The organism is Micromonospora sp. NPDC127501, assembly GCF_040302185.1.
In the GTDB taxonomy this organism is placed as follows: Bacteria; Actinomycetota; Actinomycetes; order Mycobacteriales; family Micromonosporaceae; genus Micromonospora.
This window is the reverse complement of sequence record NZ_JBEORJ010000005.1, coordinates 59,686-80,417: the sequence shown is the minus strand read 5'-3', so window position 1 is coordinate 80,417 and position 20,732 is coordinate 59,686. Positions and strand designations below refer to the sequence as shown.

Annotated in this window: 16 protein-coding genes; 11 read left to right on the top strand and 5 right to left on the bottom strand. The window is 72.3% G+C overall.

Annotation, left to right across the window (positions count from 1 at the left end; genetic code table 11):
* Positions 1–137 precede the first annotated feature (137 nt).
* From ABTW72_RS12995 to valS, 9 genes are all read left to right on the top strand, one after another.
* Entirely contained in the window at positions 138–647 is a 510-nt protein-coding gene (locus ABTW72_RS12995) for a SigE family RNA polymerase sigma factor (RefSeq protein ID WP_091406289.1), read from the top strand.
* Positions 644–1,159 (top strand): hypothetical protein, encoded by a 516-nt coding sequence (locus ABTW72_RS12990; protein WP_350858041.1) that lies wholly within the window; start codon positions 644–646, stop codon positions 1,157–1,159. Before ABTW72_RS12995 ends, ABTW72_RS12990 begins: the two co-directional genes overlap by 4 nt.
* A 218-nt stretch (positions 1,160–1,377) precedes the next feature.
* Entirely contained in the window at positions 1,378–2,802 is a 1,425-nt protein-coding gene (locus ABTW72_RS12985; protein ID WP_350858038.1) for an FAD-binding oxidoreductase, read from the top strand.
* Positions 2,803–2,888: 86 nt separating this feature from the next.
* Entirely contained in the window at positions 2,889–4,367 is a 1,479-nt protein-coding gene (locus tag ABTW72_RS12980; protein ID WP_350858036.1) for a DNA-3-methyladenine glycosylase 2 family protein, read from the top strand.
* Positions 4,364–4,873, top strand: a complete 510-nt coding sequence (locus tag ABTW72_RS12975) for a methylated-DNA--[protein]-cysteine S-methyltransferase (RefSeq protein ID WP_112583756.1) — start codon at positions 4,364–4,366, stop codon at positions 4,871–4,873. The genes ABTW72_RS12980 and ABTW72_RS12975 overlap by 4 nt, the downstream gene beginning before the upstream one ends.
* Before the next feature lie 37 nt (positions 4,874–4,910).
* Positions 4,911–6,767, top strand: a complete 1,857-nt coding sequence (locus ABTW72_RS12970) for an ABC transporter ATP-binding protein (protein ID WP_350858033.1) — start codon at positions 4,911–4,913, stop codon at positions 6,765–6,767.
* Positions 6,764–8,644: an ABC transporter ATP-binding protein gene (locus ABTW72_RS12965; protein ID WP_350858030.1), complete on the top strand. Its 1,881-nt coding sequence runs from the start codon at positions 6,764–6,766 to the stop codon at positions 8,642–8,644. The genes ABTW72_RS12970 and ABTW72_RS12965 overlap by 4 nt, the downstream gene beginning before the upstream one ends.
* Before the next feature lie 99 nt (positions 8,645–8,743).
* Entirely contained in the window at positions 8,744–10,330 is a 1,587-nt protein-coding gene (locus ABTW72_RS12960; protein ID WP_350858027.1) for a trypsin-like serine protease, read from the top strand.
* A 162-nt stretch (positions 10,331–10,492) separates the two neighbouring features.
* Entirely contained in the window at positions 10,493–13,057 is a 2,565-nt protein-coding gene (gene valS / locus ABTW72_RS12955) for a valine--tRNA ligase (RefSeq protein ID WP_350858025.1), read from the top strand.
* Between the two features lie 44 nt (positions 13,058–13,101).
* Here the strand turns inward: valS and ABTW72_RS12950 are convergent, their stop codons facing one another.
* From ABTW72_RS12950 to ABTW72_RS12930, 5 genes are all read right to left on the bottom strand, one after another.
* Complete coding sequence (locus ABTW72_RS12950) at positions 13,102–13,746, bottom strand: hypothetical protein (RefSeq protein WP_091406529.1); 645 nt, start codon at positions 13,744–13,746, stop codon at positions 13,102–13,104.
* 93 nt (positions 13,747–13,839) lie between these two features.
* Positions 13,840–14,550 carry an ABC transporter permease gene (locus ABTW72_RS12945; RefSeq protein WP_091406308.1) on the bottom strand — a complete coding sequence of 237 codons (711 nt, stop codon included), beginning with the start codon at positions 14,548–14,550 and terminating at the stop codon, positions 13,840–13,842.
* Position 14,551: 1 nt separating this feature from the next.
* Positions 14,552–15,463, bottom strand: a complete 912-nt coding sequence (locus tag ABTW72_RS12940) for an ABC transporter ATP-binding protein (protein ID WP_350858020.1) — start codon at positions 15,461–15,463, stop codon at positions 14,552–14,554.
* Positions 15,463–16,368: an ABC transporter permease gene (locus ABTW72_RS12935; RefSeq protein WP_350858017.1), complete on the bottom strand. Its 906-nt coding sequence runs from the start codon at positions 16,366–16,368 to the stop codon at positions 15,463–15,465. Before ABTW72_RS12935 ends, ABTW72_RS12940 begins: the two co-directional genes overlap by 1 nt.
* Positions 16,361–17,275, bottom strand: a complete 915-nt coding sequence (locus ABTW72_RS12930; protein ID WP_238681676.1) for an ABC transporter ATP-binding protein — start codon at positions 17,273–17,275, stop codon at positions 16,361–16,363. Before ABTW72_RS12930 ends, ABTW72_RS12935 begins: the two co-directional genes overlap by 8 nt.
* A gap of 238 nt (positions 17,276–17,513) precedes the next feature.
* Between ABTW72_RS12930 and ABTW72_RS12925 the strand changes: the two genes are divergently transcribed.
* Positions 17,514–19,028: a glycosyltransferase family 2 protein gene (locus ABTW72_RS12925; protein WP_350858014.1), complete on the top strand. Its 1,515-nt coding sequence runs from the start codon at positions 17,514–17,516 to the stop codon at positions 19,026–19,028.
* 88 nt (positions 19,029–19,116) lie between these two features.
* Positions 19,117–20,646 carry an adenylyl-sulfate kinase gene (cysC, locus tag ABTW72_RS12920; protein ID WP_112675781.1) on the top strand — a complete coding sequence of 510 codons (1,530 nt, stop codon included), beginning with the start codon at positions 19,117–19,119 and terminating at the stop codon, positions 20,644–20,646.
* Positions 20,647–20,732 lie beyond the last annotated feature (86 nt).

The window sequence follows — 20,732 nt, the reverse complement described above, 5'->3', positions numbered from 1 at the left end:
GCCGCACCCCTTCTTCAGTTGGTGGCCGGACGCTACCCGGCACGACCGACACTTTCGGGCCGAAAAACCCCACCGATCGTGGATAGCGACGATGACCTGCGACGTCTGTATCTGTGACAACGAAACGGGGGTGGTGGGTGGACGAGGACGAGCGCGCGCGGCTGGCCGAGTTCGTCGGCAGCCGGACTCCGGCGCTGATGCGGGTCGCGTACCTGCTGACCGGGGACCGCAACGCCGCTGAGGACCTGTTCCAGTCGGCGTTGGCGCGGACCATCCCGAAGTGGGGAACCATCCGGCACGCCGATCCCGAGGGCTATCTGCGGGTGGTGATGTACCGCGAGCAGATCAGCTGGTGGCGGCGACTTCGCCGGTGGCGGGAGACGCCGCTCAACCCGGCCGACGAACCGGTCGGCGGCGACCCGAGCGGCGGCACCGACGTGCGGTTGGCGATGCGGGCCGCGCTGCGTCACCTGCCACCGACACAGCGTGCGGTGGTGGTCCTCCGCTACTACGAGGACCTGCCCGAAGCCCGGGTGGCCGAGTTGCTGGGCTGCTCGGTGGGGACCGTACGCAGCCGTACCCATCGAGCGGTGAAGCGACTACGCGACCTGCTGCCGGACGTCGACAGGCTGGAGGTACGGCGATGACCGAACCCTTCGAGCACCTCATCCGCTCCACCCTCACCGACCTGGCCGAGGAGGCACCGATCGTGCATGACCAGTTGAGCCGAGCGGAACGGCGGGTGCGCAACCGACGCCGCGCCACGGTGACGGTGGGGGCGGTGAGCACGCTGGCGGCGATCCTGATCGCCACGCCACTCGCCGTGGCCGCGACCGGCTCGGACGAGTCTCCCCCGGCGGTGCCCAGCCCGGCCGGCCCGGCGACAGTGCTCAGCCCGCCCGTGCCCAGCCCACCGGTGCCCACCCCGTCCGCGCCCACCACGGTGCCGACGGTCGAGCCCAGCCCCGGGGGCGCCCAGGTGAGCCCGACGATCCCGCCGGGGCGGCCCGGCGTACCGGGCCAACCGACGGTCAAGCCGAGCCCGACGAGCCGGCCGGGCCCGCCCGGCGTACCGGGCCGGCCGACGGTCGAGCCGAGCCCGTCAGACCCGCCCGGCGTGCCGGGTCGGCCGACTGCCTCGCCGAGCCCGTCACGTTGAGCATCACCGGTCAGATCGGTGGTTCTTTCGCCCCGGTCTGACCGGTCAACCCAGGAGATTCCGGTCACCTTCGCGCGGCGCTCCCCGTACCGGCGAGCGTCGCGCGTCGCAGCGGCCGGCGGGCACCGGTCCACCGGATTTGTCGAGGCCGGCGTGCCCGCTCATCCTTGGGCCATGACCGATCCCGGACACCCGAGCCGCCAGCTGCGGGGGCGACGATGAGCACCGCCATGGCCCGGGTGCCCGACTCCCTCCGGGGGCAGATCGTCACACCCGGCGACCGCCGGTACGCGCAACTGCGTTCGACGTACACCAGGTCGGCGTCGCCGGCTGCGGTCCTCCTGCCGAAGACCACCGCGCAGGTGGTCGACGCGCTGCGCTACGCGCGAGAGCAGCGGCTGCCCGTCGCGGTCCGCAGCGGTGGGCACGGTCTCTCCGGAGCCTCCTCCAACAACGGTGGGGTGGTCATCGACCTGTCCATGCTCAACCGGGTTCAGGTGATCGACGAGCGGGCCGGACTGGTCCGGGTCGAGGCCGGCGCGCGCTGGGCGAACGTGGCGAAGGCGCTGGCCCCGTACGGCCTGGTGATCAGCTCGGGTGACTACGGCGGCGTCGGTGTCGGCGGCCTGGCCACCGGCGGTGGTGTCGGCTGGCTGGTCCGCGCCCACGGCCTCACCATCGACCGGGTCCGCGCCGTCGAGGTGGTGCTGGCGGACGGGACGCTGGTACGCGCGGACGCCGACCACGAGCCGGAACTGTTCTGGCTGGTCCGCGGGGCCGGGGCCGGCGCGGGCATCGTGGTGGCCTTCGAGATCGAGGCGGTCGAGCAGCGCAACGTCGGTGTCGCGCAGCTGGTCGTCGAGGCGCATCCGGACGGTCGCACCGTCCGGGAGTGGACGAGTTACCTCGCCCAGGCACCACGGGAGTTGTCCGCGGCCGCCGTGGTGTACGCCGAGGGTCGATCGGTGCTCATGTCCATCACCGCCGTGGTCGCCGCCGAGAGCCTGCGCCGCGCTCGGCCGGCGGTGGAACCGCTGCTCGCCATCGGCAAGGTGCTCGAACACCGGACCGACCTGCTGCCCTATCCGACGCTCGTGCCGACCGCGCACCTCAACCCCAACGTCGGGCAGCAGCGTGGCACGACCACCAACGGTCTGTTCACCGCGCTGGACGACGCCGGGGCGCGGGCCGTGACGCGAGCGGTGACCGGGCCGGGGCGGGCGGTGATCCAGCTCCGCTCGTTGGGTGGGGCGGTCAACGACGTCGCCTCCGAGGCAACCGCGTACCCGCATCGCCACCAGGACACGCTGATCGTGGCCTCGGTCTTTCCGCCGCAGGCCGACGCCGCGTTGAACGCCGCCTGGCGGGCCGCCGGGGCACGCGCCGACGGCGCGTACGTCAACTTCGAGAGCCGGCCGGACCCGGCCGCGTTCGCCCGGATCTACCCGGGCGAGACCGGGGCCCGGGTCCGGCGGCTGTGGAAGCGGTACGACCCGGACGCTGTGTTCCGATCGGCTCTGCTCACCGGTCAGGCCAACCGCGCAGGTCAGAACAACCGGTCCAGCCGCGCCGGCCAGGCCGACCGAACCAGTCAGGGCTCCCGCACCGGCCGGTCCGGTCAGCCGCACCGGCGCCGCCGCTGACCCGGGGCGGGCCCCGCACCCGGCGCGCACACCCAGGTCCGATTCCCGCCAGCCGATGACCGGTCGAGCGGGGCATCATCGGTGACATGGAGATGGACTTCGAGCGGTGTTACCGGGCCGTGGACAGCCGTGACCAGCGGTTCGACGGCTGGTTCTACACCGGTGTGACGTCCACCGGGATCTACTGCCGGCCGTCCTGCCCGGCCATCACCCCGAAGCGGCAGAACGTCCGATTCTTCCCGTCCGCCGCCGCCGCGCAGGGTGCCGGGCTGCGCGCCTGTCGGCGCTGCCGGCCAGACGCCGCGCCCGGCTCACCGCTCTGGGACGTCCGGGCGGACGTGGTCGGTCGGGCGATGCGGCTGATCGCCGACGGGGTTGTCGACCGGGACGGCGTACCGGGGTTGGCCTCCCGGCTGGGCTACACCGAGCGGCACCTGCACCGGATGCTGAGCGCCGAGATGGGCGCCGGTCCGCTCGCGCTGGCCCGGGCCCAACGCGCCCAGACCGCCCGGATCCTGATCGAGACGACGGACCTGGCGATGGCCGAGATCGCGTTCGCCGCCGGCTTCGGCAGCGTGCGGCAGTTCAACGACACGCTTCGCGAGGTGTACGCGAGCGCCCCGTCGGACCTGCGCACGGCCCGAGGACGTCAGCAGGCGCCGGCCGGGGCGGGGACCATCGCGCTCCGGCTGGCGTACCGCCCGCCCCTGCACGCCCGGGCGCTGCTGGACTTCCTCACGGTGCGGGCGTTGCCTGGCGTGGAGGCGGTCCGCGACGGGACGTACCACCGGGGTCTGCGGTTGCCGCACGGCACCGGCCAGGTGGCGCTGACCCCGGCGGACGGGCACGTGGCGGCGACGTTGCGGCTCGCCGACCTGCGCGACCTGGCGCCGGCGGTGGCGCGCTGCCGGCGGTTGCTCGACCTGGACGCGGACCCGGCGGCCATCGACGCGACGCTGGCCGCGGACCCTGCGCTGGCCCCGGTGGTCGCCGCCGAACCCGGCATCCGCGTCCCCCGCGCCGTCGACGGTTTCGAGCAGGCCGTCCGCGCCATCATCGGCCAGCAGGTCTCGGTCACGTCCGCAAGAACAACCCTCAACCGCCTCCTCTCCCACCGCGTCGATCATGAGGTTGACGAGGTCGATGAAGATCGAACCCCAGGTCAACCTCATGATCAACGGGGTGAGCTGCGGGGGTTCTTGAGCGCGGAGGAGCTCTTGTCGCTGCCGGACTCGGGGTTCGGGATGCCGGTGGGGCGGCGGGAGGCATTGCGGGGATTGGCTCGGGCCGTGGTGGACGGGTCCGTCGACCTCGCCGCTGGGGTGGATCGGGAGGAGGCCGTTCGGCGGCTGCTCGCGCTGCCCGGCATCGGCCCGTGGACCGCCAACTACCTGGCCATGCGCGCCTTCGGCGACCCGGACATCCTGCTCGGCTCCGACCTCGCGGTCCGGCGCGGCGCCGCCGCACTCGGCCTGCCCGACACCCCGTCGACCCTCGACAGGTACGCCGAGCGCTGGCGTCCCTGGCGGTCCTACGCCACGATCAGACTCTGGAGAGCGGCATGAACATCGACAGCACCGTACTGAGCACACCGGCCGGCCCACTGAGCATCCTCGCCGGCCCCGACGGTGACGTACGGGCGGCCGGCTTCACCCCGGACCCGGCGGCGCTGCTGCCCCTGGTCCACCCGGCCCTGCGGGCACCGCTACGGGAGCGGGCCGACCTCGGCCCGGTCAGTGCGGCGGTCCACTCCTACCTGGACGGTGACCTCGCCGCCATCGACGCGGTGCCGGTGCGCCAACGCACCGGTGGAGAGTTCATGGCGCACGCCTGGCAGGTGCTGCGCGAGGTGCCCCCGGGCACCCCGGTCACCTACACCGGATACGCCGCGCTGGCCGGTCGGCCACCGGCGGTGCGGGCCGCCGCGGCCGCCTGCGCCCGGAACGCGGCAGCCCTCTTCGTGCCCTGCCACCGGGTTCTTCGCACCGACGGCACGCTCGGCGGCTACCGCTGGGGGCTGGACGTGAAGAAGTGGCTTCTCGGTCATGAGCGACGCTTGACAACAAGCTGACAGGAGCATCGACACTCATTGACGCTACCGTCGGGTAGTGCCTGTGGAGAGCGACGGCGACCCGGCCGCCCGGGCCGCCGCGGGCACCCACCCCGTGCACAACCTCTGGCGGCTGCGCCCCTACCTGCGCCCGTACGCCGCCGAGTTCGCCTGGCTGCTCGTCGCGGGCCTCGCCGGCACCGCGGCCGGGATCGCCGTACCGCTGGTCGTGCAACGGGTCGTGGACGGGCCGGTGGCCCGACACGAACCGGCCGGACTGCTCCAACTCGGCGGCTTGGCGCTGCTGCTCGGCGTCGTCGAGGCGGTACTCATCTTCATCCGCCGGTGGGTGCAGTCGTCCTCGGCGGTGGGCATGGAGGCGGCGCTGCGCGCGGACGTCTACGCCCACCTGCAACGGCTGCCAACCAGCTTCCACGACCGCTGGCAGTCCGGCCAGTTGCTCTCCCGGATCACCAGCGACCTGTCGGTGATCCGCCGGTTCCTCTCCTTCGGCGTGTTCTTCCTGGTGCTCAACCTGACCACGTACGTGGTCGTGGTGGTGCTGCTGATCAACCTGCACCCGGCGCTCGGGGTGCTGGTCGCGGCCAGCGCGGTGCCGCTGCTGCTGATCAGTCGCCGGTTCGGCCGGCACTACCACGCCGCGTCCCGCCGGATGCAGGATCAGCAGGGCGACGTGGCGACGCTGGTCGAGGAGACCGCGCAGGGCCTGCGCACCATGAAGGCGTACGGGCGGGGGCCCGAACTGGCCGCTCGCTTCGCCGGTGCGGCCCGGCGGCTGCACGACACGGGCGTGGGCAAGGGTCGGCTGCTGGCGAACACCTCGGCGCTGCTCGACCTGGTGCCCAACGTGACCCTGGGCGTGGTGCTGGCGGCCGGGGCTGCCGCCGCCGCGCAGGGCGCGCTCACCATCGGCGAGCTGGTCGCGTTCGTCAGCCTCCAACTGATGCTCATCTGGCCGGTGCAGTCGCTGGGTTGGATCATCGCCAACGGTCAGGAGGCGGCCACCGCCGCCGACCGGATCCAGGAGGTGCTCGACACTCCACCGGAGATCGTGGATGCTCCCGGCGCGGTCGCGTTGCCGCGCGACGCGGTGCACGGTCGGCTGCGCTTCGAGCGGGTCGCGTTCAGCTACCCGGGTGCCACCACAGGGGTGCTGCGCGAGATCGACCTGACCATCGAGCCGGGCGAGACGCTGGCCCTGGTCGGCGCCACCGGCTCCGGCAAGAGCACGCTGCTCTCCCTGGTGCCCCGGCTGCACGACGTGACCACCGGCCGGATCACCCTGGACGGGCACGACCTGCGCGAGCTGCGGCTGGCCTCGCTGCGCCGGTTGGTCGGCGTGGCGTTCGAGGAGCCCACCCTCTTCTCCATGTCGGTGCGGGAGAACCTCACCCTGGGTCGCCCGGACGCCGGTGACGACGAGATCCGCGCGGCCCTCGCGCTGGCCCAGGCCGACTTCGCGTACGACCTGCCCTGGGGGTTGGCGACCCGGGTGGGCGAGCAGGGGTTGTCCCTCTCCGGCGGGCAACGGCAACGGCTCGCGTTGGCGCGGGCCGTGCTCGGCCGACCGGCGGTGCTGGTGCTGGACGACCCGCTCTCCGCTCTCGACGTGCACACCGAGGCCCTGGTCGAAGCGGCGCTACGGCGGGTCCTGCGCGACAGCACCGCACTGCTGGTGGTGCACCGGCCGTCGACGATCGCGCTGGCCGACCGTGTCGCCCTGCTGGAGGACGGACGGATCACCGCGACCGGCCGGCACTCCGACCTGCTGGCCACCGTTCCGGCGTACCGGGCACTGCTCGCCGCCGAGCCGCCCGCCGGGCATCCACCGCCGCCCGGGGCCAACGGCCCGAGTCCGTCCCCTTCGGACGGGTGGGGGCTGGTGCGCTCGTGAGCGTGCCGGAGCAGGCCGACCCACCTCCCGAGGAGGAGCCCGAGCTCAACCGCTGGCGCGGAACCGCCACCGACCCGGAGGCTGACCGCAGTCGAGCCGAGGACACCAGCCCCGAGGCGGTGGCCCGGCTGCGCCGGCTCAGCCGCACCCTGCTGGGCGACCTGCTCCGCCCACATCGGAGGCGCCTCGCCGCGGCGGTCGCCCTGCTGCTGGCCCAGAACGCCGCCGCGATGGCCGGCCCGTACCTGGTCATGATCGGCATCGACCGGGCCATCCCGCCGTTGCGCGCCGGCGACGCCGGACCGCTGGTCGCCGTCGCCGGGGCGTTCGCGGTGGCCTCGGTGACCGAGTACGCGGCCCGCCGGGGCTTCCTCACCCTCTCCGCCCGGATCGGCCAGGCCGTCCTGCTCGACCTGCGGCAGCGGGTGTTCGGGCACTTCCTGCGGCTCTCGGTGGGCTTCCACGAGCGGTACACGTCCGGTCGGATGGTCTCCCGGCTCACCAGCGACCTGGACTCGATCGCCGAACTGGTCGACGGTGGGATCGACAGCCTCGTGCTGGCCGGGCTCTCGATCCTGTCGGTGGCCGCCATCCTGCTCTGGCTGGACCTGCCGCTGGCGGCGGTGACGCTGTTCGCCTTCCCTTTCCTGTTCTCGCTCTCCAGCTGGTTCGCCCGGTCGTCGGCCAGCGCGTACCGACGGACCCGGGACGCGGTCGCGCTGGTCATCGTGCACTTCGTCGAGTCGATGCGGGGCATCCGGGCGGTGCAGGCGTTCCGCCGGGAGCCTCGCAACCAACGGATCTTCGTGGCGCTCGGCGACGACTACCGGCGGAGCAGCCTGCACGCGTTCCGGCTGATCGCCACGTATTCGCCCGCGATCAAGCTGATCGGCAACGTCACGGTGGCTGTGGTGCTCTGCTACGGCGGTTGGCGGGTGCTCGGTGGGCAGACCGAGATCGGTGTGCTCGCCGCGTTCCTGCTCTACCTGCGCCGCTTCTTCGAGCCGATGCAGGAGCTGAGCCAGTTCTACAACTCGTTGCAGTCGGCCACCGCCGCGCTGGAGAAGCTGGCCGGGGTGCTCGACGAACGACCAGCCGTCGCCGAACCGACCCGGCCCACACCGCTGCCGACCGGTCCCGGCCGTGGTGAACTGATCTTCCGCTCGGTCGGCTTCGGCTACCGGGCCGACACCCCGATTCTCTGCCGGCTGGACTTGACCGTGCCAGCCGGGCAGACGGTGGCGCTGATCGGCCCCACCGGGGCGGGCAAGTCGACGATCGCGAAGCTGGTCGCCCGTTTCCACGACCCCGACACCGGCGCGGTCCGGTTGGACGGGGTCGACCTGCGCGACGTACGCGACGCCGACCTGCGCCGCGCGGTGGTGCTGGTGACGCAGGAGAACCACCTGTTCAGCGGGACCGTCGCGGAGAACATCCGGTTCGGTTGCCCGGGGGCCGACGACGCCGCCGTCCAGGCCGCCGCGCGGGCGATCGGCGCGCACGACTTCATCGCCGCACTACCCCAGGGGTACGCCACTCAGGTGCACCGGCGCGGCTGCCGGCTCTCCGCCGGGCAGCGGCAGCTGGTCGCGTTCGCCCGTGCGTTCCTGGCCGACCCGACAGTGCTCATCCTGGACGAGGCGACGTCGTCGCTGGACGTGCCGACGGAACGTCTGGTGCAGCGGGCACTCGGCACCATCCTGCGCGACCGCACCGCACTGGTGATCGCACATCGACTCTCCACGGTGGAGACCGCCGACCGGGTGCTCGTCCTCGACGGCGGAAGGGTCGTCGAGGACGGCCCACCCGCCGTGCTTGCGGAAGCCGACGGCCGGTACGCCGCCCTGCATCGGCAGTGGCGGGAGTCACTGGTCTAGCTACAATCACCGCTCGTCGGCCACACCCGCGCGGTGAGGCCGCCCACATCGGCCGGATCCTTCCGGCCGGCACCACCGAACGCACGGGGAGGGTACGGGGTGCGCACACGGGGACGCATGATCGTGGCTGGGCTGACCGTCATCGGTCTGATCGGGGCCGCCGTCGCGGTGACCAGAGGAGACGGAGCCGAGCGCCCGTCGACGACCGCGGCAGCGGCTGAGGAAGGGCTGGGCAGCGCGACAACCAGCGGAGCGAGCGCAGCACCGGGCGCAACCGCCCCCGGTGGCGTCGCGCCCGGGTCGCAGACCGAGCAGAGGACGGAGCCGAATGCCACCTCCGGGCCGGTGCGCGTCCGACCGGCCCAGGTCGTCGCTCAGGCCGCGCCCGAATCCGTCGCGTACCTGCGCGACCGCTACCGGATCTCAGCGACCGAGGCGGCCCGGCGGCTCGCCCTCCAGGAACTGTCCGCCCCCCTCGCCGCTCGGCTGACCGAGCAGGTCCCGCGCTCGTACGGCGGCATGTGGCTCGACCAGGAGGCCGGCGGTGTGCTCACCGTCGGAGCGACCGACGTCGCGGCGGTGCGGGCGGCCGTGGCCGAGGTGACGGACCCGGTGAACGTCCGGGTGGTCGCCGTGCGGCACGCCCTGGGTCAGCTCGCCGAGGCCGCAGCCGCCATCGCCGTCACGCTCGACGCGTCACCCGGCTCGGATGTCGTGGTGGATCCGCGAGCCAACGAGATCGTGGTGCTCACCGGCGACCAGATCACGGCGGACGACCCACGGCTGGCCGAGGCGCGCCGCGCCGCTGGGGTGCCGACCCGAACCCAGGTCCGGACCCCCGTGACCAACGTGCCGAAGGCGTGCGACCCGCGCTACTGCATGCAGGCGCCGATGCGCGGCGGCATCCGCCTGGACGTGCCGCGCGACGACGGCACCGTCGGCGGCTGCACCACCGGCTTCAACCTCACCGTCGGAGTGCGCGACGCGTACGTGCTGACCGCGGGGCACTGCGTCGTCGGCGGACGCCACCAGCAGGTCGACCGGACCTGGCATCAGTTCCTCGGCCCGAAGGTGCCCGTGACCGTGGAGGCGCCGAACCCGGACCTGGCCGAGAACGCCTACCCGTACGACTACGCGATCATGCCGTACCAGGCTGGGGCCCTGCCCCGGTGGACGTATCCGCGGGGGGCCACCAGCACACCCAGCCTGGTCAACTACTGGTGCGTCGCGGACAACCCGCGTTGCGCCACCAGCGGCAGCCGGGACGTGCGGATCACCGGCTACGTGCCGTGGAGCGCCATCCAGAGCGGTTGGGTCGTCTGCGCGACCGGAGCGGCGTACACCCCGAAGGCCGGTGAGCAGTACGTCGACTCCGGCGCCGGCGCCGGCTACGTGCCGGGCACCCGGTGCGGGGAGGTCACCGGCAAGAGCAGCGGCGGCATCGACGTGCGGATCTGCGCCCGGCCGGGAGACAGCGGCGGGCCGCTGTTCACCGAGGCCGACGGCAAGGCGCTGGGCATCCTCTCGAACGGCGACCCGGGGCAGGGCGCCTGCACCAACCCGAACGAGCGGAACTCCTACGCCCCGATCTCCACGATCCTGGAACGGGTCAACGCCCGCAGCGGCGGAAGGCTGCGGGTCCGGCTGGCCACGTCCGGCCCGGGGGCCGGCCCGGTCGCCCGTTGACGGGAGGGGCCGATCGGCACCAGCCGGTCGGCCCACCGGCGCTCGACCGGAACACCCCGTCGGTGGTTGCCGCCGCGCCGGCCGACAGCCCTCCGGCACGAATTCTCGTGGCGCACCGGTTAACCCGTGGTCCGGCCGTTGGCCCCTGCCTACGATCGCAGGATGACCGATACGGCGAGGACGGCCCGCGCCGGCGTTCCCGAGCGTCCGACCCTGGACGGGCTCGAGGAGAGCTGGGCACGCCGCTGGCAGGAGGAAGGCACGTACGCGTTCGACCGCTCGAAGCAGCGGAGCGACGTGTTCTCGATCGACACCCCGCCGCCGACCGTATCGGGCGAGTTGCACATGGGGCACGTCTTCTCGTACACGCACACCGACACCACCGCCCGGTACCAGCGGATGCGCGGCAAGGCCGTCTTCTACCCGATGGGCTGGGACGACAACGGCCTGCCCACCGAGCGTCGGGCGCAGAACGTGTACGGGGTGCGCTGCGATCCGGCGCTGCCGTACGACCCGGTGTGGCGGCCACCGGCGGCTCCGGTCGACGACGCGGCCCGCCGCAACCCCACCCCGATCTCCCGGCGCAACTTCATCGAGCTGTGCGAACGGCTGACGGTCACCGACGAGCAGGCCTTCGAGGCGCTGTGGCGGCGGCTCGGGCTCTCGGTGGACTGGTCCCTGACGTACACGACCATCGGCCGGATCGCCCGGACCACCAGCCAACGGGCGTTCGTCCGCAACCTGCGCCGCGGCGAGGCGTACCAGTCGGAGGCGCCGACCCTCTGGGACGTCGGCTTCGCCACCGCGGTCGCCCAGGCGGAGTTGGAGGACCGGGAGCGCCCCGGCGCGTACCACCGGCTGCGGTTCACCGCGGCCGACGGGCGTGAGGTGCTCATCGACACCACCCGGCCCGAGCTGCTACCGGCCTGCGTGGCGCTGGTCTGCCACCCAGACGACGAGCGGTACGCCGACCTGGTGGGCGGCACCGTCCGCAGCCCGCTGTTCGACGTCGAGGTGCCCGTGTACGCCCATCCCCTCGCCGAACCCGGCAAGGGCACCGGCGTCGCGATGGTCTGTACCTTCGGTGACCTCACCGACGTGACATGGTGGCGTGAGCTGGGGTTGGACACCCGGGTGGTGATCGGCCGGGACGGCCGGTTGCTCCCTGAGCCGCCGCACGGGGTGCCGGCGCAGCCGTACGCGGCGCTGGCCGGGCAGACCGTCAACGGCGCCCGCCGGGAGATCGTCGGGATGCTGGCCGACGCCGGTGACTTGATCGGCGAGCCGCGTCCGATCACCCACCCGGTCAAGTTCTACGAACGTGGCGACCGGCCACTGGAGATCGTCTCGACTCGACAGTGGTATCTGCGCAACGGCGGCCGGGACGAGGCGCTGCGAGCCACGCTGCTGGGCAGGGGCGAGCAGTTGCACTGGGTGCCGGCGCACATGAAGCACCGCTACGACAACTGGGTGGGTGGCCTCAACGGGGACTGGCTGGTCAGCCGCCAGCGCTTCTTCGGCGTGCCGGTGCCGGTGTGGTACCGGCTCGACGACACTGGCGAGCCGGACTGGTCCCACCCTCTCACGCCGGACGAGTCCGCGCTGCCGGTCGATCCATCCAGCGATCCGGCGCCCGGTTACGACGAGTCGCAACGCGGCCGAGCGGGCGGTTTCATCGGCGACCCGGACGTGCTGGACACCTGGGCCACGTCCTCGGTGACCCCGCAGATCGTCGGTGGCTGGGAGACCGACCCGGACCTGTTCGCCCGGGTCTTCCCGATGGACCTCCGCCCGCAGGGGCAGGAGATCATCCGGACCTGGCTCTTCGACAGTGTCGTCCGTTCGCACTTCGAGCACGGGGTGCTGCCCTGGCGGGACACCGTGCTCTCGGGCTGGATCCTCGACCCCGACCACAAGAAGATGGCCAAGTCCAAGGGGAACGTGGTCACCCCGCTGGCCCTGTTGGAGCAGCACGGCTCGGACGCGGTGCGCTACTGGGCGGCCAGCGGCAAGCCCGGCATGGACCTGGCCTTCGACCCGGCGCAGATCAAGGTCGGCCGGCGACTGGCCACCAAACTGCTCAACGCGTCCAAGTTCGCGCTCGGGCTGGGCGCGGCGGACGCGTTGCGCGCCCCGGCGATTACACCACTGGACCGGGCCATGCTCGCCGAGCTGGCCACCGTGGTCACCGCCGCGGGCACCGCCTTCGACTCGTACGACCACACGGCGGCCCTGCAGGTCACCGAGGCGTTCTTCTGGCGGTTCTGCGACGACTACATCGAGCTGGTCAAGGAGCGGGCCTACGGCACCGGCGCGGGGGCCGACTCCGCACGGGCGGCGCTGGCCTCGGCGCTCTCGGTGCAGTTGCGGTTGTTCGCCCCGGTGCTGCCGTACGTGACCGAGGAGGTCTGGTCGTGGTGGCGGTACGGCTCGGTGCACCAGGCGCCGTGGCCCACCACCTACGAGGTGGCTCGGACGATCGAGGGCTCGGGTGAGCCGGCGCTGCTGCGGCTGGCCGGTGACGCGTTGAGCCAGGTGCGACGGGCCAAGTCGGAGCGGAAGCTGTCGATGAAGGCGGAGGTGCCGTTGGCGGAGGCGCTCGGCCCCGCGGCGCTGCTGGAGCAGCTCACGCTGGTCGCCGACGACCTACGGGCGGCGGGCCGGATCGGCAAGCTCGACCTGCTCCCGGACCGCACCCCGGAGTTGGTCATCGCCTGCGCCTTCTGACCCGGGTCCGCCGCCGCCCGCTCGGGCGGCGGCGGACCGGCAGGTCACCAGCCGCGCAGGAAGCGCAGCCCGAGCAGGAACGCGATCACGGCGGGCCCCACCAGCAGCGTGATCGCCTGGAGGCGGTACGGCATCCGGTGCCGGGTCAACTCGCCCGCGTTGCCCAGCACGATGGCCCCGGCCAGCATCAGGAACGCGCCCCACCAACCGGTCTCCAGGTGGATCAGATCCACCCGGATCAGTTGCAGGGTCAGGCCGAGCAGTGCTCCGGTCAGCGCGAGCAGTGCCACCGCCCGGTGCAGGCCCCGGGCCAGCGGGTGGGCCGCGCGCCAGCCGTAGGTGCCGGCCACCGCCAGGCAGGGCAGCACCACCATGAGCGGCCAACCTCGCCCCATCACGCCGAACATCAGCAGCGCGCCAACCGCGAAGACCATCGTGCCGACGCAGGCGAGCATGTACCCGGCGAAGGCCCGGCCGCCGCCGCGAGCCAGCAGCGGCCCGCCGCTGGCCGCGATCAACGCGGCCGGGATCAGGATGAACACCGCCCACCAGTGGAACTGGCCGCTGCCCTGAGCCGCCGTGGCGACAGTGGCACAGGCCAGCCCGGCGACGGCCAGGCTGGTCAGCCACGGCCGGCTGCTCCGGGAGTATGGCTCAGCCAACGACGTCCGCTCCGCTTCGACGCTCACACCCACCAGCCTGGCCCGATGTGGCCCGGCCGGTCCATCCGGCCAGCCCTACCGCCGCGCGGGGGCTGGCCGGAACAGCGTCTCGCACCGCTGTCAGCTCGTCTCGCCAGCCACGCTGAACGAGCGCAGACGGTCGATGGCGAGCACTGTGAAGCCGACGCTGACCAGCGCGGTCATCACCGACGCTACCGGCACCGACACGCTGGTCTCCAGCAGCCCGGTGGGGGCGATCCGGTCGGCGAGGGCGATCACGTACTGCTGGATGGAGAGCACCTTGGTGCCGCTGACGAAGTTGCCCAGCAGCCCCTCCCAGATCAGCACGTAGACCAGCCCGAGCAGCACCGGCCGCCTGGTGACCAGGCTGAGCGCGAGGAACAACGCTGAGTACGCCAGCGCGCCGAGCGCGCCCGCGACCGCCAGAGCCAGTCCGAGGCGTACCGAATCGGCGAGCACGCCCGCGACGTAGAGCGGCACCGCCACGGTGACCGCGGTCACCCCGGCGGCCACCGCGAGCTTCGGCAGCACGATCTGCCAGCGCGGCAGCGGCTTGGTCAGGATGTGCACCACCGTGCCGTCGTCGATCTCGGCGCCCAGCACGCCCGTGCCGATGATCAGCGCAACCACCGGCAGCACCACGGCCAGCCCGAGGCCGACCAGCACCGGCGGCCCCCACTGGCCCGGGTCCACCCCCAGCGACCGGCAGAGCACGGCCAGCCCGAGCAGCACCAACGGCAGCGGTAGCAGCAGCAGGAACCGACGTCGGCCGAACAACCCGCGCGCGGTGATCCAGGTAACTGTCGACATGTCAGGCCTCCACCAGGTAGGAGAAGACGCTCTCCAGGGACTCGTCGGACGGCACCAGCTGTCGTACCCGGATGCCTTTGCTCAGCGCGATCCGGGGCAGCGCCCGGGTGAACGCGCCGTAGTCACCGGCCCGCACCGTCAAGCCGGTCGGGTCCAACTCGACCCCGCTCACGGACGCCTCGGCGATCAGCGCGACGGCCAGCGCCCGGTCATCGGTGGAGCGCACCGCGAAGACGTGCGGGCGGTTGGTCATCAACCGGCGGATGGTCCGGAAGTCGCCGGAGGCGGCCAACCGGCCGGCCACCATCACCTGCACCGTTCCGGAGACCTGTTCGACCTCCTCCAGGATGTGCGAGCTGAACAGGATCGTCCGGCCGGCGTCACCCAGGGTGTGCAGCAGCTGCATCATGTGCAGCCGCTGGCGCGGATCCATGCCGTTGAACGGCTCGTCGAGCAGCAGCACCTGCGGGTCGTGCACCAGCGCGGCGGCCACCCGGGCACGCTGGCGCATGCCCTTGGAGTACGTGCCGATCCGGCGGTCCTGCGCCGACTCCAGCTCCACCAGGTCAATCGCCCGTCGGGCCGCGGCCGCCGGATCGGGCAGCCGGTGCAGCTTCGCGCTGGCCAGCACGAACTCGTACGCGGTGAGGAAACCCTGCACCGCCTCCCGCTCGCTGACCAGCCCCAGCCGCCGGTAGACGTCGGGATTGCGCCAGGTCGGCTCGTCGTCGAGGGTGACCGTGCCGCGTGACGGGGCGAGGAAGCCGGCCATCATGTGCAGCAGCGTGGTCTTGCCGGCGCCGTTCGGGCCGAGCAGCCCGGTCACACCCGGCCCCAGGGCCATGCTGATGTCGTTGACCGCGACCACGTTGCCGTACCACCGGGACACCCCGGTCAGGCTCAGCGTGCTCATCAGGAGGCGACCTTCCGGTAGCGGGCCAGCAGGAGGGCGGTCGCGCCGGCGACCAGCAGCACCGCGGCCAGGGCGTAGACCGGGCCGTACCCGCCGATCATCATCTCGCCCGGATCGCCCTCGACCAGCAGGTCACCCAGCGACCAGATGCCCACCCCCTGCACCAGCGTGGAGGGGGAGGCGAGCCCGGCCAACTCGTTGGCGGCGCGCGACGGCAGGATGCTCAGCACGCCCACGATCGGGGTGGTCATCAGGAAGACCGCGACCACGCCGCCGGCGGCGAAGGCACGCTTGCCGGTCAGCGACGCGACCAGCAGGCCGACCGAGGCGAAGACCACCGCCCACAGCCCGGCGTAGAGCAGCCCGGGCAGCAGGTCGAGCAGCTCGTTCCACACCCCGCGCATGCCCTGCTTGGTGGTGAACGCGGCACCCAGGAACATCAACAGCTGCGGCCCGCCGAGCAGCAGCCAGAGCGCGGTGACCAGCGCCAGCAACTTGGCCAACGCGTAGTCGGCGCGCGGCAGCGGCCGGGAGAAGTACAGCGGCAGCACACCGCTGCGCAGGTCCCGGGAGACCAACTCCGGGGCGACGACAGCGACGAAGAAGATGACCAGCCAGCTCATCGCGTCGGCGAACTGGGCGTACGTGGCGACCGGCTCGCCGATCTGGCTGCGTACCGCGGCCAGGGCCACCGCGACCAGGGTGACGATGCCGACCACCAGCCACGGGAAGATCTTGGCCTTGGCGCTGCGCCCGAAACCGAACGCGGTGCGCAGACCGTGCAGGTAGAGCGCGCCGAAGACCTGTCGGCGGCCGAGCCGCGGACCCTCGTAGCGTTGGTAGCCGATGTCGTGGATGACGCCGGTCGGCGTGGAGCGCACGGCGGCGGTGGACGGCTCAGGCATGAGTGAGCTCCCTCGTGGCGAAGAGTTCGGCCACCCGGTGCCGGCGCTGGTCCAGTCGGTGCAGTGGCAGGTCCAGTTCGGCGACCGCACCGAGGATCAGGTCGTAGGTGCCGTCGTCGGCGAGCGGCACGAGGAGCAGTCGCCCGTCCCGGGCGACCGGCAGTTTCAGCTCGGCGAGTCGGGCGGCGAGTTCCTCGGTGCCCTCGCTGACCTCCACGGCGAGCACGTCGGTGGCCGTGGTCATCGCGGAGATGTTGTCAGCGCGCAGCAACCGGCCGCCGTCGATGGCGATCAGCGTGTCGCAGATCCGCTCCACCTCGCCGAGCAGGTGCGAACAGACCAGCACGGAGATGCCGAACTCGGTGCCGATCCGGTGCACCAGGGCCAGCATGGCATCGCGGCCGGCCGGGTCCAGGCCGTTGGTCGGTTCGTCCAGCAACAGCAGGTCGGGGTCGTGCACCAGCGCCTGGGCCAGCTTGACCCGCTGCTTCATGCCGGTCGAGTAGCCACCGACCGGGCGATAGCGCTCCTCGTAGAGCCCCACGTGCCGCAGTGCCTCCGAGGCCCGCTCGCGAGCCGCGGTGCGGGGAAGGCCGCTCATTCGGCCAAGGTGGGTGACCAGTTCGGCGGCGGACAGGTCCGGTGGGAGGCAGTCGTGTTCCGGCATGTAGCCGACCCGGCTGCGGACAGCCGCCGGGTCTGCGGTCGGGTCGATGCCGAGCACCGAGACCTGACCGCTGGTTGGTGCGATCAGGCCGAGCAGAATCTTGATCAACGTGGATTTTCCGGCGCCGTTCGCGCCCACCAGGCCGATGATCCCGGGCTCGACGGCGACGGTGAGGTCGGCCAGCGCGGTGACCCGACCTCCGTACGTCTTGGTGAGCGACTGGGTCGCGATCAGTGTCACGCGCCCAGCGTAGGGAGTCGATGCTCAGCAGGGACACCGGCACGCCCCCGGCACTCCCCTGATCCTTTTCCCGCCGAACCCCTAAGGTCCCCCGCCGCGGCCTTCGCGACGTTTCTGCCGGTCCCGCGTTCGACCCGACCCCGCCTTGGGAAAGACACGTCCAGGGTGACACCATTCACCTCCCGTTCACCAGGCATCGACCGCCCGGTGATCGACCGACGACGCGGGAGGGATCCTGATGGCCGAGGTGGGCGTCCCCAAGGTGAGCGTCGTGGTGCCGGCGTACAACTGCGGCCCACACATCGAGAAGCTCGCTGCCTCGCTGCTGCGCCAGTCACTGCCCGCCGACGAGTTCGAAGCCATCTTCGTCGACGACGGCTCGACCGACGACACCGCGAAGCGGCTGGACCGGTTGGCCGCCGAGCACCCGCACATCAGAGTGCTGCACATCGAGAACTCCGGCTGGCCGTCGCGCCCCCGCAACCTCGGTGTCGACCACGCCCGCGGCGAGTACGTCTTCTTCGCCGACGACGACGACTGGTTCGCCGACGAGGCACTGGAGCGGCTCTACGCCTGCGCGAAGGCGAACGACGCCGACATCGTGGTGGGGAAGATGGCCGGGTACGGACGCCCCGTGCCGCGGGAGCTGTTCCGCAAGAACCGCTTCGACGCCACCCTCGCCAACTCCCCCCTGGTCGACAGCCTGACCTGTCACAAGTTGTTCCGGCGGTCGTTCCTCAACGAGCATGGTCTGCGGTTCCCGGAGGGCGGCAAGCGTCGGCTGGAGGATCACTCACTGGTCATCCGGGCCTACTTCCTGTCCCGGCGCACCTCCGTGCTGTCCGACTACATCTGCTACCACCACGTCCAGCGGGGCGACGCGCGCAACGTCACCGCGGGCGAACTGGACCCGGCGAGCTACTACGCCAGCGTGCGGGAGGCGCTGGACGTGGTGGACGCCAACACCGAGCCGGGTCCGCTGCGGGACCGGCTGCACCGGCGCTGGCTGCGCAACGAGATGCTCAGCCGGCTGCGCGGCAAGCGGCTGTTGAACGCCCCCGAGGTGTGGCTGGAGCAGGTCGCGCTGGAGATCCAGAAGATCATCCAGGACCGCTTCGCCCCGGGCGTCGCCGGTGGACTGCCGCCCCTGCTCCGAGCGGTGGCGTACCTGGCGGAGCAGGGTCGCGTCGCGGACCTGCGCAGGCTGGCCCGCTGGGAGGCGGGCATCGCCGCACACGGCACGGTCGACGAATTCCGACGTGTCGACCACGCCGTCACGGTGACCGTCGCCGCCGAGCTGCGCGCCGCGGACCAGCCGGTCGGGTTCCGCGCCGACGATGGCCGAGACGTGCTGATGCTCCCGATGGAGGAGGTCGCCCCCGAGGTGCTCGACGCCACCGCGCAGGTACGCAAGGCCCGCCTGGACCTGGTGGCCCGCCACCGGGAGACCGGCGCCGAGATCTTCCTTCCGAACACCTTCGAGACCGAGCGGATCACCGGTACGACCGGATCGGACACCGTCCACCTGGTGCACCGGGCCACCGCCACGATCGACTTCGCCGCCCTCAACGGCGGCCGGACCAGGGGCAGTTGGCAGCTCAAGGCCCGGATCACCAACGTGGGCTGGACCGAGGACGCGCGACTGCCTCTGCTGTTCATCTGCCGGGCCGACGGCTCGCAACCCCGGATCCGCGACGAGCGGAAGGTGTGGAACCGGGTGCGGTCGGCGGTAGGCCGGCGGATCAAGCGCTGATCCGCCCGCGCGGGTCTTGGAGTGGCGCCCTCGACCGATGGGCGGTCGGCTGCGAAACTGTGTGCCGGTCAGCGAGTGGGGGGTGTGGATGAGCAACGGCTGGGTGCTGCCCGACGAGGTGCTACGGGACGCACCGGCGTACACGCCACGTCCCGGTGAGCTCGCGGATCTGGAGCTGCTGCTGACCGGCGCGTACGCCCCTCTGACCGGCTTCATGACCCGCGCCGACCTGGTCTCGGTCAGCCGACGCGGCCGGCTGGCCGACGGCACACCGTGGCAGGTCGCGGTCGTTCTCCAGGTGCCGGCCGCCCTGGCGCAGAGCTTCGATCCGCGCGACCCGGCCCGCCGTGCGCTCGTGCTGACCGACGGGGAGGGCGCCCCGGCGGCCGCCCTGGACGTGGCCGACGTCTGGCCGGTCCGCGAGGGCGTGGCGGGAGTGGGCGGCCAGGTTCGGCGGCTCGGCGACGGTGGGCACGGCCCGTTCCAGCGACTGCGGCGTAACCCGGAGGAGGTCCGTGCGCTGCTGCCTCCGGGCCGGGTGCTCGGCGTGATCGCCGATCGACCGCTGCATCGTCCACAGCTCGCCCAGATCGCCCACGCCGCCCGTACCCTGGCCGCCCATCTGCTCGTGATGATCCCGGTCGGCGAGGGCGGCGCAGACGGGCTCCCGCCGGAGGCGCTGGTCCGTACGATCTTCGCCGCGCGGGACCGGATGCCACCCGCCACCCTGGTCGCGGTGCCGCTGTCGCACCGACGCGAGGAGATCAGCGACGCGTTGCTGCGCGCCCGGGTCTCGGCCGCGTACGGGGTCACCCACCTGCTCTCCACCGGGGAGATGCTCTCCGGTGCCGGGCTGCGGGTGCTGGTGCCGCGCGAACTCGCCTACGACAACCGGGACGGGCAGTGGCGTTGGCGGGAGGACATCCCACCGCGCAACCGCCGGCTCGCGCTGACCCAGCCGGAGATCGACGACCTGCTCGACCGGGGCTTCCCGCTACCGGAGTGGCACACCCCGCCCGCTGTGGCACGGGAGTTGGCCCGGGCCCGGCCGCCCCGTCGGCAGCGAGGGCTGGTGGTCTTCCTGACCGGTCTCTCCGGCTCCGGCAAGTCGACGATCGCCCGAGGGCTGGCGGACGCGTTACGGGAGAGTGGCGACCGCACGGTGACCCTGCTCGACGGGGACGTGGTGCGCCGGGAACTCTCCGCCGGGCTGGGCTTCAGCAAGACCGACCGGGATCTCAACGTCCGGCGGATCGGCTGGGTGGCCGCCGAGATCGCCCGACACCGTGGGGTGGGCATCTGCTGTCCGATCGCCCCGTACGCGGCGGCCCGGGCCACCGCCCGGGAGATGGCCCTCGCCGCAGGATCGGGTTTTGTGCTGGTGCACGTGGCTACCCCGCTGGAGGTGTGCGAGCAGCGGGACCGCAAGGGCCTGTACGCGCGAGCGCGAGCCGGCCTGCTCACCGGGATGACCGGCATCGACGACCCGTACGAGGAGCCGACCGACGCCGATCTGGTGCTCGACACCACCGACCTGAGCGTGGCGGACGCGGTGCAGGCCGTGCTGCACCATCTGACCGAGACCGGCTGGGTGGAGCTGAAGATCGCGTCCGCCTGAGACGTCGCCGTACCCGTTCCTTCCACCGCTGAACGGCACGCGCTAGTGTTCACCTTTGTTGGAACACGTTTGACCGCGTGAGGGTA